12 protein-coding genes and 1 pseudogene are annotated in these 14247 nt (G+C 59.2%); 6 read left to right on the plus strand and 7 right to left on the minus strand.

All coding sequences use genetic code 11. The features are described 5' to 3' along the window. Nucleotides 1-394: 394 nt before the first annotated feature. The 4 genes and pseudogenes from AX756_RS25350 to AX756_RS23580 all read right to left on the minus strand — a co-directional run. Nucleotides 395-1081: pseudogene (locus tag AX756_RS25350) on the minus strand (IS6 family transposase); the annotation flags it as partial. A gap of 67 nt (nt 1082-1148) precedes the next feature. Next, nucleotides 1149-1943 (minus strand): ATP-binding cassette domain-containing protein, encoded by a 795-nt coding sequence (locus AX756_RS23570; protein WP_068318036.1) that lies wholly within the window; start codon nt 1941-1943, stop codon nt 1149-1151. 1 nt (nt 1944) lies between these two features. Next, entirely contained in the window at nt 1945-3069 is a 1125-nt protein-coding gene (locus AX756_RS23575; RefSeq protein WP_068318038.1) for an ABC transporter permease, read from the minus strand. 72 nt (nt 3070-3141) lie between these two features. Next, on the minus strand, nt 3142-4092 hold the full coding sequence (locus tag AX756_RS23580) for a sugar ABC transporter substrate-binding protein (protein WP_068318040.1): 951 nt from the start codon (nt 4090-4092) through the stop codon (nt 3142-3144). A gap of 180 nt (nt 4093-4272) precedes the next feature. On the opposite strand from AX756_RS23580, the gene AX756_RS23585 reads away from it, so the two are divergent. Continuing rightward, nucleotides 4273-5277: a LacI family DNA-binding transcriptional regulator gene (locus AX756_RS23585; protein ID WP_068318043.1), complete on the plus strand. Its 1005-nt coding sequence runs from the start codon at nt 4273-4275 to the stop codon at nt 5275-5277. Nucleotides 5278-5343: 66 nt separating this feature from the next. Here the strand turns inward: AX756_RS23585 and AX756_RS23590 are convergent, their stop codons facing one another. From AX756_RS23590 to AX756_RS23600, 3 genes are read right to left on the minus strand one after another with little or no spacing between them, the layout of a single operon-like run. Continuing rightward, nucleotides 5344-6477, minus strand: coding sequence for a Gfo/Idh/MocA family protein (locus AX756_RS23590; RefSeq protein ID WP_068318045.1), 1134 nt, complete (start codon nt 6475-6477; stop codon nt 5344-5346). Between the two features lie 12 nt (nt 6478-6489). Then, the gene (locus AX756_RS23595) at nt 6490-7383 is read right to left on the minus strand and encodes a TIM barrel protein (RefSeq protein ID WP_068318047.1); all 894 of its coding nucleotides are present in this window, start codon (nt 7381-7383) and stop codon (nt 6490-6492) included. After that, entirely contained in the window at nt 7380-8510 is a 1131-nt protein-coding gene (locus AX756_RS23600; protein ID WP_170307695.1) for a Gfo/Idh/MocA family protein, read from the minus strand. The genes AX756_RS23595 and AX756_RS23600 overlap by 4 nt, the downstream gene beginning before the upstream one ends. Before the next feature lie 122 nt (nt 8511-8632). Here AX756_RS23600 and iolD point away from each other — a divergent pair, with 122 nt between their 5' ends. From iolD to iolG, 5 genes are read left to right on the plus strand one after another with little or no spacing between them, the layout of a single operon-like run. Then, nucleotides 8633-10498, plus strand: coding sequence for a 3D-(3,5/4)-trihydroxycyclohexane-1,2-dione acylhydrolase (decyclizing) (gene iolD, locus AX756_RS23605; RefSeq protein WP_068318050.1), 1866 nt, complete (start codon nt 8633-8635; stop codon nt 10496-10498). After that, nucleotides 10498-11481 carry a 5-dehydro-2-deoxygluconokinase gene (gene iolC, locus AX756_RS23610; RefSeq protein WP_068318053.1) on the plus strand — a complete coding sequence of 328 codons (984 nt, stop codon included), beginning with the start codon at nt 10498-10500 and terminating at the stop codon, nt 11479-11481. Before iolD ends, iolC begins: the two co-directional genes overlap by 1 nt. A 14-nt stretch (nt 11482-11495) precedes the next feature. After that, the gene (locus AX756_RS23615) at nt 11496-12338 is read left to right on the plus strand and encodes a 5-deoxy-glucuronate isomerase (protein ID WP_068318056.1); all 843 of its coding nucleotides are present in this window, start codon (nt 11496-11498) and stop codon (nt 12336-12338) included. Beyond that, the gene (locus AX756_RS23620) at nt 12335-13174 is read left to right on the plus strand and encodes a class II fructose-bisphosphate aldolase (protein WP_068318059.1); all 840 of its coding nucleotides are present in this window, start codon (nt 12335-12337) and stop codon (nt 13172-13174) included. Before AX756_RS23615 ends, AX756_RS23620 begins: the two co-directional genes overlap by 4 nt. Before the next feature lie 6 nt (nt 13175-13180). Then, entirely contained in the window at nt 13181-14164 is a 984-nt protein-coding gene (gene iolG / locus AX756_RS23625) for an inositol 2-dehydrogenase (protein WP_068318061.1), read from the plus strand. Nucleotides 14165-14247 lie beyond the last annotated feature (83 nt).

Raw genomic sequence — 14247 nt, forward strand, 5'->3', positions numbered from 1 at the left:
TTCCCTGTTCGGGTCCAATAATTCCCTGTTCTTCGGAGTAGGGAAATCTTCCTTACGCCACTGATATTGCTCGTACAATCGACTTGATTCAAAGCCGAAATCCCTGCAAATCATCAATTTTCCCTGTAATTCGGGCCGGATCAGGGAAAACCACCCGAAAGCGGACCGGCGGTTCGGGCCAACTGAGACACCTCGAGTTTTGCTCCGGGAATAGCTGGGAAAGGTGCGTCTCAGGTCTTGAGCGCAGCGCTTAACCGACGGGAAAAACGCCGTTATTCGGCGCAAAATGGACATGGGGACTAGAGACGAATGTCGGTGGCGGTGGTGGCAGACTAATTCGAACTCGTCTCAGCCAGGACAGGATCACTGTCTCTAATACTGCGCCGAGCTGACACCACTCATTGAGAGCGGTGGCACGGTTCTTCTCGAAATCAGCTCTGGAAGAAAGGCTGCGCTCCGAATTGATATAGTTATGAACCGAGGCGTGAACGGCGACAAATCTCTGTAAACTTCGTGTGGACCGGAACCGCTGCATCGCCCGTTCTCTTCGTCGGAACGGTGGGTGCGCGTTCTCTGCCCGGTTATTCAACCAACGGCCGGTTTCTTGCAGTGCCGACGCTCCAATCTCCCGCAAGGCCGCGCCTTAGGAGCGAAGCAGATCTGTGACGATGGCCAGAGGCCGGCCGTATCGCCACATCGTTTTCTTCAAGAATTTCAATGCGACCTTCTTGTCACGGGCCTTTGTAGCGAAGCTTTCCAAGACCTCGCCCTCGTGGTCGACGGCGCGCCACAGGTAGTGCCGTTCACCGTTGATTTTCAAGAACATTTCATCGAGACACCACCGCCATTGCGGCCCTGAACGCAGCCGTTAAGCGCGTTTCTTGCGGATCTCGGAGGCGAACATCGGTCCGAAACGCTGCCACCAAAACCGGACGGATGCATGGCTGATGTCGATACCGCGGTCGTACAACAGGTCTTCGACTTTCTGCAGCGATAGCGGGAAACGAACGTAAAGCGTTACCGCCAGGCGGATGATCTCGCGGCTCGTGCGGAAGTATTTGAAAGGGGCGTTCTTTGTCATCCCGAGACGCTACGAGACCGCCCTACCCCGCTCAACCGGATTCCCTCTGACACCGCCTTGTTCGTCCCTAGATCGTGCCGCCGAGGGAATCCTCAAGTGCCACAAGCTCCTGACCGCCCGCCATCATGTCCTGGAGTTCCTCGGGAGTTATCTGGCCGCGCTGCGCAGTACCCAATGTCTGGCCACGGTTCAACACAGTGAAACGGTCGCCAACGGCGAGAGCATGACGCACGTTATGTGTGATGAAGACCACGGCGATGTCCTGTTTACGCACTTTGTCTATCGTCGCGAGTACATTGGCCGTCTGGCGCACGCCGAGCGCGGAGGTGGGCTCGTCGAGGATCAGAACCTTGGCGCCAAAATGAACCGCGCGGGCAATGGCCACTGTCTGCCGCTCTCCGCCAGACAGAGTTCCGACAGCCTGGTCCGGACCGCGAAGATTGATTCCCATCTTGCGCATCTCTTCCATCGTCACCTGGTTGGCCAGATCGTGATCGAAGAACTTCAGGGGCCCGATCTTCTTGACGGGTTCGTTACCCATGAAGAAATTGCGGCTGACCGACATCAGCGGGATCATCGCCAGATGCTGGTGCACGGTCGCAATCCCGGCAGAGATGGCATCGCGCGGGTCGTCGAAGTGCATCGGCTTGCCTTCAAAGATGATCTCGCCCGCGGTGGGTTTGTGCACGCCCGACATGGTCTTGATGAAAGTTGACTTTCCAGCGCCGTTGTCGCCCAGAAGGCAATGGCATTCCCCGGGATAGACATCGACCGATACACCGGCCAGCGCGATGACCGAACCGAAATGCTTCTCGATATTGATCATCCGTATGATTGGCTCGTGGATGCTGCGGGTGTTCATCTCAACGTTCCCCTGTAATCAGACGGCGAATATAGGTGTTCAGGATAACCGCGAAGAGGAGGATGATGCCCAGGAAGACACGGAACAGCGAGCTTTCCACTCCGGCGAAGAACAGCCCCTGCTGCACCACTCCGAAGATCAGAGCGCCAAGCGCTGCTCCGATGACGGAGCCATAGCCGCCCGTCAGGAGCGCACCACCGATGACAACGGCGATGATAGCCTCGAATTCCTTCAAGAGACCGCGGTCGGCGCCGGCAGAGCCAAATTCCATTACTTGGCAAGTGGCAAAGACACAGGCGCAGAAGGCAGTGAACATGAACATCAGGATCTTTACCCGGCTGACGGGCACGCCAGAGTTGCGCGCGGCCTCTGCATCTCCACCCGACGCGAAGATCCAGTTACCGAAGCGCGTGCGAGTCAGGAGGATATGGCCAAAAATTACGAGGACGATCGCCCAGACGATCAGCATTGGGATCCCGTCGACAACCGGTTGTCCCTCGCGTGTGCCGCGTTCGAAAGTCCCGATGAGGCCGGCCTTTCCCATCCAGGTAAAGAAACCGGTCAGGATCTTCCCACCGAACAGAGCGGCGAGCCAGTCGCCCTCGGCCACGTCCCTTACACCGCTGATGATCGTTTTCCGCTCGATGGTCTGCGGCAGGTAGATCGTGAAGCCACGCAGGATGAACAAGAACGCAAGGGTAACGATGAAGCTTGGCAGGCCGGTGCGGATAACGATGTAACCGTTGAGTGCGCCTATCGCGATGCACACCGCAAATGTCACGATGATCGCAAGCCACACGGGCCAACCGAACGAGACCGACAGGATCGCGATCATCATGCCCGAAAAACCTATCATGGAACCGACGGACAGATCGAACTCTCCCGCAATCATCAACAGACAGGCGCCGACGGCGATAATCATGAACTGTGCCGACACCGTCGACCAGTTCATCACACCCTGGGAACTGAACATTCCGCTATCGAACGCGAAAAGCAGAAAGAAGGTAAAGACTGCGACGGTGCCGACCAGGCCTCCCAGTTCCGGGCGGATTAGCGCGCGGCGCAAGGCGGACATTTCCTTGACACGTTCGTCGGACACAGTTTGTGACTGCGCTGTCTGTGACATCGCTCAAGCTCCGTTTGTCTGCTGAATGTTATTGATCGGAGGCGCGGACGGACCCGGCGCCTCCGAGTTGGCTCAGCGGTACTCGCCTGCGAATTTTTCGACCATTTCCAAAGCGTCGGCGGTTACGAAACCCGGGCCGGAATTGATGTTGTTGCCCGGAAGGACGCCATAGCGATGGTAGTTCGTCATGATCACGACCGGCAGGTAGGCCTGCAGGAAGGGCTGCTGATCGATCCCCCACTGGATCACACCGCTCTTGATGCCCTTAACGATCTCGTCCCCGAGATCGAACGTGCCGAAATAGATGTCACCCGCCATTCCGTTTTCCTCGAGCGCGAGAATGGTCGGGTCCGCTGAAACTGGTCCCAGCGTAAGGATGCCGTCGGTGTCGGGGTTGGCGTTGAGATAGGCCATGACGCGGTTCTTGATTTCGGCCGGGTCAGTTCCGCTGTCGAGCATCGACTCGCCGAGTTCGACGCCAAGACCGTCTGCGAAACCCTGGCAACGTTCGCCCACCGTGGGTTGCTGGATCGCGTGATTGACACAAAGGAACGACGTCACACCGTCGTCCTTGGCGCGCATTCCGGCGGCCAGGCCTGCGTCATATTCCGGCTGGCCAACATACATCAGGGCGCCAACTTCGCGCGCTTGCTCCGGCGTTCCGGTGTTCATGATGATGACATCGACACCCGAGGCCACCGCATCCATGATCGGCCCCTTTAGAACGTCGTAGTCGGCGAGCGTGGTGATAATTCCGTTCGGTGCGGAGGCCGCGGCCTGTTCAACGATACGTGCCATATCCGCAATGTCGCCGGTCGGCGGGTTGCGGTACTCCACCTCTACGCCCATTTGCTCCCCTGCAAGCGCGATGCCGTTCTTGATCGTGTTCCACCAGCTGTCGCTGTCGGGTGCATGGCTCACGAGAACGTATTTCTCGCCCTCGGCAGTGGCAAAAGTCGGTGCAACCATTGGCGCAACCGCAATAGCTGCGCCCACCAAAAACTTGGTCAGGTTCGATTTCATGGTGTCCTCCCAGTATCGATTCATTGATCGGAGCGGTCGTTTCCCTTCGCTCAATTACACAAGAACACGAATCGGTCATTTTTGCAACCGGTTGCAAAAGTGATCGTGGTTTTCCATAATGTGCTCACCCTGCGACTGATGTATGGATAGCCTCGGTCGCGTTTTTGGGAGGGGCAGAGAGTGCCGGTAACGCTTAAGGATGTCGCCGAACGGGCGGGAGTTTCCCGTTCCGCAGTATCGCGCACCTTCACCGATGGCGCTTCTGTGTCAGCCAAGATGCGGCGCAAGGTCGAAAAGGCCGCGACAGAGCTGGGCTACAGCCCGAATGCGCTTGCGAGCAGCCTTACGACGGGACGCACCAAGCTGATCGGGTTGGTTTCGAACAACTTTCACAATCCCATTTTCCTGGAGGTCTTCGACCTCTTCACCCGCGGGCTTCAGGATCGTGGCTTGCGCCCGCTGCTGGTGAATCTGACGAACGAGACTGAGCCAGACAACTCGGTTCGAATGCTGAGGCAGTATTCCGTCGATGGCGTCGTGGTGGCCTCCTCAACCTTGTCGCCGGCTTTCGCAAGGGCATTCAGAGACGCTGGAATACCCGTGGTCCATAGCTTCGGTCGCTATTCCAGCTCACCGCAGGTTCATGTCGTTGGCATCGACAATGTCGAATGCGGTCGTATGGCTGCGCGGGAGCTTCTGAAGCGGGGCTACCGTCGCATCGGTTTCCTGGGCGGTCCAGAGCAAGCCACATCCACCCAAGATCGTTTTGCCGGATTTATGGAAGAACTGGCAAAGCACCCCGGATTGAACGTGAAACACTCCTATGCCGATGCCTATTCATTCAAGGCTGGGCGAGCGGAGATGCAGCGCCTCCTTTTGAATGATGCTCCCGTTGCAGAGGCCTATTTCTGCGGCGACGACGTGCTCTCGATCGGTGTTCTCAGCGCCTTGCAGGATGCCGGTCAGCGCGTTCCGGAAGATGTTGGCCTGATCGGTCTGAACGACATGGAAATGGCTTCGTGGGAAAACATCTCGCTCACCACCATTCGTCAGCCAATCAGGCAGATTATCCGCTCCTCGATTGAACTCGTCGAAGCCATGCTGGAAGAGCCGGACCGATACCCGGAAGCGCGCCTGTTTCCCTGCTCTGTCGTGGAAAGACGCACGCTCCGGTCCGCCCATTAAGAGCGGCCGGTCATATGCTGCTTGGGCATGCCCAAGCAAACCGGGCCGATCGTACTGGAAATGGGATCAACGGAAGATAGACGGGCGCGCGTCAAGCCAGACGCCGCCATCTCGGGCGGACGCAACAGCCGAGTGGACTGCCGCCATGGACCGAACCCCGTCAGCCGCACCGGGCAGGCCATCGCGCGCCTCTCCGCGGATGGTATCCGCCAGGTCGCAATAGATGTTGGCGACGGCCAGCGGAAACCCTTCGGGATGCGCGATTGCCACTCTGGAAAGCCGCTGGGCATCCGCGTACAACCCACCCTCGCCTTTTTCGATGATCTGGGTGCGCCCGCCTACAGGCGTATAGACCAACTGGTTGGGCTGCTCCGACGCCCATCGGAACCCTCCTGTCTCGCCAAATACCTGGATGTCGAAACCATGCTGCCGGCCGATTGCGACCGAGGATGTCCAAAGCCTCCCAACCGTCCCGCCGGACATGCGAAAATTCACCATCGCGTCATCCTCCAGCTCGCGGCTGGAGATGGTCGAGGCGAAGTCTGCGGAAAGGCTTTCGACTTCGTCATCGCAAATGAAACAGGCCATGTGAAGTGCGTGAATGCCACAATCGGCGAACTGGCCGGAGACTCCAGCCATTGCAGGATCGTACCGCCAGCGCACACGTGGGTTGTCGGCATCTGTCGCGTCGCCGTGGTGACCGTGGCTGAAATTGGTCAGGACAAGACGCACCTTTCCAATTTCTCCTGCACGGACCATCGCACGCGCCTGCCGGACCATTGGATAGGCGGAATAGCAATAGTTCACCGCACAGATCCGGCCCGTCGCCTCGGCCACACGCACGATCTCCTCCCCCTCTTCTACCGTCATTGTCATGGGCTTTTCACACAGCACGTTGAAGCCCGCCTCCAGGAACGCCCTGGTTATTTCGAAATGGGTTGCGTTTGGCGTTGCGACCGTCACCAGGTCTATGCGGTCATCCCGCTTGCGCTCACCCTCCAGCATTTCCTTCCAGTCGCCATAAGCGCGGTCGGAAGCAATCCCGAGCCTTTGGGCGTACTCCCTGCCGGCCTCCGGTCGATGATCCAAAGCTCCGGCTGTGAAAGAAAAATGACCATCCGCGAGGGCCCCGAGCCGGTGTGCCGGCCCGATCTGGCTGCCTTCGCCGCCGCCGATCATGCCCCATTGTAATTTTTTCATGGATCGGATTCCTCAGTTGAAGCCAATGGACTCGAGGTATTCGCGGTTGTAGCGCGAGTCCTCCATGGGTGTGACGTCAAGCGTGGGGTCGCAATCCTGCTCGACGGTGCACCAGCCTTCGAAACCATTGTCCAGCAGCACCTGGCGAACGGCAGGGAAATCGACATCCCCAAGACCCAGCTTGCAGAATATTCCTCGCCCGCAGGCATCGTAGAAACCGGCGCGGGCGGCGATTGCCTCGGTCTTAACTTTCGGGTCAATATCCTTGAAATGCATATAGGAAATCCGCCCGATATGCCGCTTCATGAAAGCCACGGGGTCGAACCCGGCATAGGAATGGTGGCCGGTATCGAAGCATATCTTCAGGATGGCCTCGTCCACCTCGTCCAGTAAACGCTCGAGTTCCGGTTCAAAATCCATGAAGCCGGCCGCATGGGCATGCATACCCACGGTAAGCCCGTATTCTTCGGTTCCGATCCGAGCCGCCTCTGCGATGCGTGACCGGAAGGCGATCCATTCGGCTGGATCCATCTGCTCGGCCTCTGCAACGCGACCCGCCGTGGGGGCGCGGCGCCCGGAAATCGAGTCGATCAGCACGAGATGCTGCGCACCATGCGCCGTCAGCGCCTTGCACGTCCGATGGACCCCGTCGAGCACGTCACCCCATTGGTCGGGGTCGTGAAACGCCCGGAAAACGACGCCGCCGATCAGTTCGAGGTCATGTTCTGCGAGGGCGTCTCCAAGAACAGCGGGATCTTCCGGCATGAAACCGACCGGACCCAGTTCGATCCCTTTGTAACCCGCCTCGGCGCATTCCTTCAGGACTGTCTGCCAGGTGGGGTTTCGCGGGTCATCTGGAAATTCCACACCCCAGGAACAGGGGGCATTGCCAATGCGAATAGTCATGGTCCGGGCCTTTCAGCAGTTGCCGGTTTGATGTCTTGCCAGGTTTTCGTTCGGGAGGATTCGATCGCGGCCTGAACGACGCGATGGACCTCGAGCCCGTCGCGAAACGTCGGCCAGACCTGCTTGCCCGTCTCGACGGCTTGCAGGAAATCCCGGGCTTCGATGATGATCTGATCCTGGTAGCCGGTGCCGTGGCCTGGACCCTGACAGAAAGGCAAGTAGTCCGGATGGGTTGGCCCCGTCAGGATCTTGGTGAAGCCTCGCTCTGCCTCGGGCCCTTCGGATCGATAGAGCCAAAGCGCATTCTGGTCCTCCTGATCGAAGCGGATCGCGCCCTTCGTGCCGGTGATCTCGTAGGCATAGCCCATCTTCCGCCCTGTCGCTATCCGGCTAAAGTGCATTTGACCCATGGCGCCGTTGGCAAACCGACACATCATTTGCGCCTGGTCGTCGTTGGTGACGTCGCCGCCGGGGCGCTCGGAATGCACCGTTTCGACCTCGGCCACGAGGGAGCAGATCGGTCCGATCAACGCCAGCGCGGCGTTGATCATGTGTGGGGCAAGATCTCCCATCGTGCCATTTGCCATTCCGGATGTGCGCCAGGTCGCGGGCATATGGGGGTCGGCATAGAAATCTTCGGTATGTTCGCCACGGAACCAGGTGACCGCGCCGATCTCGCCCTTCGCAACCAATTGTCGTGCGAACTGGCTCGCCGGGGTGCGGATGTAGTTGAAGGCGACCATATTCGCCACGCCGGCGGCCTCTGCCGCCGCGACCATGGACTCGGCATCTTCGAGCGAAGCGCCCAATGGCTTCTCGCAGAGCACGGGCTTGCCAAGCGCAAATGCAGCCTCTGCAATTTCTCGGTGCAGCGCCTGCGGTGTTGCGATGACGATGGCGTCGACGCTGCGGTCTTCGACCAAAGTGCGCCAATCATGCGTGGCCCGTGCGAATCCAAACGCCCTGCGATAGCGATCGGACGTCTCTGCACTGCTGGAGCAGATCATTTCCAGGCGGGGACGGAGCGCCGTCTCGAACACGGCACCCACGGCAGCCATGGCGACGGAGTGGGCTTTGCCCATGTAGCCACCTCCCAGAATGCCAATGCCGATCCCGCGCTGGTCCATTATCGCTCCACAATCAGATTCGAATTGCAACCGGTTGCAAAATTGTTATCGTTGGAATCGAATTCGCGCAAGCTGCAATCGGCCAGAGTCGTTGCGGAGGGCAACCGGGAGAAAGAACGAGCATGGGTGCAGAGACGATCCGCCTCACAACGGCGCAAGCCATCATTCGCTGGCTTGCCAACCAGTTCATTGAGATTGATGGAGAGGAAATTCGCCTTTGCGGCGGGGGTTTTGGAATCTTCGGGCACGGCAACGTGACCTGCCTTGGCGAGGCACTCTACAATCATCGTGAGGAGCTCCCGCTCTACCGCGGACAGAACGAACAGAGCATGGGCTTTGCGGCAGCCGCCTACGCCAAACAGTGGCTGCGCCAGAGGTTCATGTTCTGCACGGCGAGTGCCGGGCCGGGCACGTCAAATCTTGTTACCTCCGCCGCGCTGGCGCATGCCAACCGACTGCCCATGCTCATGCTCTGCGGCGATACATATCTCAGCCGACTGCCGGACCCCGTATTGCAGCAGATGGAGAATTTTCAGGATCCGACATTTGGTGTGAACGATGCCTTCAAGCCGGTTGTGCGCTACTGGGACCGGATCTCGCACCCGGCGCAAGTCATTCAATCTCTGCCGGCAGCGCTTGCCACCATGCTGGATCCAGGTGACTGCGGCCCCGCTTTCCTGGGGCTTCCACAGGACGTGCAGGGTTGGACCTATGATTTTCCGACCGTCTTCTTCGAACGCAAGGTTCACCGTATCCGCCGCGTTGCCCCGGATACCAACGAAATCGCAGATGCAGTTGCGCTGCTGAACTCGGCGCAACGTCCCATGATAATTGCAGGCGGTGGGGTACAATACTCCCGCGCCGTGGCCGAACTCACCGCCTTTGCCGAAGCGCATCAGATCCCTGTCGTTGAAACGATTGCCGGCCGGGCCAACCTGCTTGCATCCCACCCGCTCAACATTGGACCCATCGGGGTTACCGGATCGGACAGCGCCAACGCGATCGCGGAAAAAGCCGACGTCATCGTCGCTGTCGGTACGCGCCTGCAGGATTTCACCACCGGGTCATGGACAGCATTCGACATGAGCGCGCGTTTCATCTCGCTCAACGCCGCAAGGTTCGATGCAGGTAAACACCGCTCGCTTCCCGTGGTGGGCGACGCGAAACGCGCTCTGCAGGCGCTCGGGTCCGCCATGGTGAGCTACACCGCTCCGGCCGATTGGGTCGAATTCGCGCAGGCTCAACGCAAGCAATGGGATGCCTACGTTGCGGACAATGTGGCTCATGGCAACCGACCGAACTCCTACGCGCAGGCGATCGGCGTGGTGAACGCGCTCTGCGATCCTCGCGACCGGGTCGTGACGGCATCCGGAGGATTGCCGGCCGAAGTGACGGCCAACTGGCGTACGCTATCGCAGGGAACGGTCGACGTGGAATTCGGGTACTCTTGCATGGGCTACGAGATTGCCGGTGGATGGGGCGCCCGGATCGCGCAGGACGAGCGGGAACCCGACAAAGACACCATCGTTTTCGTCGGTGACGGAGCCTACCTGCTGCTTAATTCGGATATCTATTCCTCTGTCCTGACCCGAAAAAAGCTGATCCTCATCCTGCTCGACAACGGCGGCTGGGCTGTCATCAATAAGCTTCAGAACAATACCGGAAACGAAAGCTTCAACTGCCTTATCGAGGATGCCCCCACGATCCCGGAACCCTTCCTCGTGGATTTCGAGGCCCATGCCGCCTCGATGGGGGCGACTGCCGAGACTGTCGCCAATGCCGCGGAACTGGGCGAAGCATTCAAACGGGCTAAAGCTTCAGACAAGACCTACGTGATCTGCATGAAGGTTGAGGCTTACAATTCTTGGACCGATCAGGGCCACACCTGGTGGGAATGCGGCACGCCCCATGTATCGGAGAGCGCCAAGGTTCGCGCGGCGCACGCGGAGTGGGAATCGGCCCGCACAGGCCAGCGGAGGGGTGTGTGATGAGTATCCTTCTCGACGGAATCCGCAAGAATCGTTTCGTGGTTTTCGGACGGGCCGGCATGGACATGTTTGCCGATCCGCAAGGAACGAAGGCAGAAGTCGCAGAGACGTTCCGGTCAGGCCTCGGAGGCTCGTCGGCCAATATCTGCGCCGGGTTGTGCAAGTTGGGCGGACAATCGGCACTCGTAACCTCGATATCAAACGATTGTGTCGGCAGATACTGCGCCAACCAGCTCCGCCATTACGGCGTCGATACCCAATACCTGCGCGTGCTGGACGGTGAATATCGCATTTCGCTCGCGGTCTACGAGAGCACGATGGAGGATTTTCAGCTCTGCATCTATCGCAACAACGCGGTCGATTTCCAGGTCACCGAAGAAGACGTTGACCGAGTAGACTACAACGCCTTCGGCGCCCTGATTACCGCCGGCACCGTTTTTGCCGCCGAACCCTCCCGCGGCTCCACGTTCCGGGCATTCCGGAACGCCCGAAATGCCGGTCTTCCCGTGATCTTCGATATCGACTACCGCCCATACTCCTGGCCATCGCCCGAGGTCGCATCAGAGGTGCTGTCCCGTGCCGGGGACGAAAGCGACCTTATCGTCGGCAATGACGAGGAGTTCGGTTTCATGGCTGGCGATATGGACAAGGGGCTCGACAAGGCGCGCGAACTCGCCCGACAGCCTGGACGCATCGTGATCTACAAGATGGGCCAGAAGGGCGCCATCACGCTGGCAGACGGCCAGGAAATCCACACTGGCATCTTTCCCGTGACTGCAGTCAAACCGAATGGCGCCGGCGACAGTTTCATGGCTGGCCTTCTGGCTGGCATCGCCGAGGGCCGGGACTTGCGCGAGGCAGTTCTGCGCGGCTCGGCCTGCGCCTCCATCGTCGTCTCCAAACCAGGCTGCGCTCCATCGATGCCGACAACCGCAGAACTTGATGCATTTCTTGCCACCTATCCCGGCCCAACCGACAACTGAAAAGGCCACATTCCATGCACATCGCCCCACATGACAACCAGAACCAGCCCATCGTGGACACCAATCATCCGTTGGTGCCGCTCAACTACTTCAACATTGTAAAACTAACCAAGGGCCAGAGCGTCGAATACGCCGTGCCGGGTTACGAGACCTGCGTCGTGCCTGCCACCGGTACCGTAAATGTCGAAGTAGAAGGCGTCACCTTTGCGTCGCTTGGCAACCGAACAATCGACGTCTGGGACGGCGAGCCCGAAGGCGTTTACGTACCCGTTGGCGCGAAAGTCCGGATTACCTGCGAGACCGACGCGACCGAAACATTCATCGCGGGCGCCAAGTACGACAAGGTTCTGGAGCCGTTCGACGTCCGCGCCGAAGGCCTGGACGTGGTGCAATACGGCTCGGACGACACCAAGACGCACCGCAAGATCAAGCACATTCTCGGCGCAAGCCACCATGACAAGGTGGGCCGGTTGCTCGTGAGCGAACTTTATACAGTCGGCCAGGGAGGATGGTCGGGCTTCCCCAGCCACAAGCATGACACCGATCGCCTGCCCGACGAAACCCGCCACGACGAAACCTACAATTTCCGGTTCCGCCCGAACTATGGCTCAGGCGTTCAGATGCTGCAAAGGGAGGATAACGAGCCCGGCGACGCCTATCACATCATGGATGGCTCCACGATCCTGATCGACAAGGGCTACCACCCCTGCGCCGTGCTCCCGGGGTACGAGATGTACTACTTCACCATTCTTGGCGGGCTAAGCCAGCGCAGCCTGCGACAGTATTTCCAGCCGACCCACGCGGCCCAACTCCACACGATACCCGGCATCATGGACATGGTGGCCAAGTTCAAATGACGATCGCGACACTTGCGGAGGTCCTGCAACCGGCTCTGAGACAGGGCTACGCCGTGGCAGGCCTGGTGACGCTTGGCTGGGAGGACATGCGTGCCTATGTGGATGCCGCCGAATCCGAGCAGGTGCCGGTCATCCTGCAGGCAGGCCCTTCTTGCCGGGAACACACGCCTTTGCCGATCCTGGGCAAGATGTTTCGGTATCTGGCCGACGGAGCATCGGTGCCAGTCGTGGCACATCTCGACCACGGTTACACGATGGAAGAATGCCGAATCGCGCTGGACTCGGGGTTTACCTCGCTCATGTATGATGGCTCACGCAAGCCGCTTGCCCAGAACATGGACGAAACTGCTGCGGTTGCCGAACTCGCCCATTCGGCCGGAATATCCTGCGAGGGTGAAATCGGCTTCGTGGGGTATTCCGAGGGAGAGGCTTCCGCAGGCACCGATCCCGAGGAGGCTGCGGCCTTCGCGCGTGCAACGGGCGTGGATGCCATGGCGATCTCTGTCGGCAACGTCCATCTGCAACAGAAGAGTGGCGAGGGTCTGGACGAAGGACGCATTCGAGCGATCGAAGCTGTGACGACCGTTCCGCTGGTAATTCACGGCGGATCCGGTGTGCCGATCGAACAGCGTCGGATCCTGTCGCACGGTTCCGCCATCTGCAAATTCAACATCGGTACTGAACTTCGTATGGCCTTTGGTACAGCGCTGAGGAGCGCCGTTAACCGGGACAAGGATCGGTTCGATCGGGTGCAGATCCTGAAGGAAACACATGATCCTCTTGTCGAGGCGACGCGACAGGTGTTGCGTCCTATCAGCAAGCCAATGGAAAGGTAGTGCAAAATGCGCATCGGAATTCTCGGTTGTGGCCGTATCGGTCGCGTTCACGCCGGCAGTGTTCTGGCGCTGTCTGACACACGACTGGTCGCTGTCGCCGATGCCATTCACGAGTCTGCGCGGGCACTGGCGGATGAGACCGGGTCAGACGCCCGGACAGCGGAAGAGATCGTCTCGGCCGATGATATCGACGCCGTGGTGATCGCGACGCCCACAACGACCCATTACGACCTTATCCATGCCCTTGCTTCAGCGGGAAAGGCGATTTTCTGCGAAAAGCCCATCGACATGTCGGCAGCCCGTATTCGGGAATGCATCGACGCGGTGAACCGGGCCAACATACCTTTCATGACGGGGTTCAACCGACGTTTCGATCCGAACTTCGCCCGGCTTCAACGGCTGATCAGCGAGGGTGAAATCGGCAATGTGGAGATCGTGACAATTCTTTCGCGCGATCCGTCACCACCACCGCATGACTACGTCCGCACCTCGGGCGGGCTGTTCCGGGACATGATGATCCATGATTTCGATATGGCCCGCTTTCTGCTTGGAGAGGAGCCTGACAAGATCCACGCGGTCGGTTCGGCCCTCGTGGATCCGGAAGTGGCCAGACTTGGAGATGTTGACACCGCCGCGGTCACGCTGACCACGCCAAGTGGCCGGATATGCCAGATATCCAATTCCCGACGGGCCACCTACGGCTATGACCAGAGGATAGAGGTGCACGGAGCGAAGGGCTTGCTCCGGGCCGGCAATGTCCACGAGAACACGGTCGAGTTGGCCAATCGTGCGGGTTATCAAAGCGCGCCTGCAAAGGAGTTCTTCCTAGAACGTTACGAGGCCGCATATCGGAATGAACTGGAAAGCTTCATTTCCAGTGTTCGCAACGTTACACAGCCGGTACCCTCGATCCATGATGGGCTCAAAGCGCAACTGATTGCGGATGCTGCGACGGAATCCTGGAAAACTGGTCGGTCAGTACGGATATAGCGAAGCTGGGTGGTTTCAGACCAATTCGAACGGAGCTGTCATGTGTGGACGGCTCCGTTGGCGCAAGGGATGATTTGAGTTTC

The organism is Aliiruegeria sabulilitoris (assembly GCF_001558155.1).
In the GTDB taxonomy this organism is placed as follows: domain Bacteria; phylum Pseudomonadota; class Alphaproteobacteria; order Rhodobacterales; family Rhodobacteraceae; genus Tropicimonas; species Tropicimonas sabulilitoris.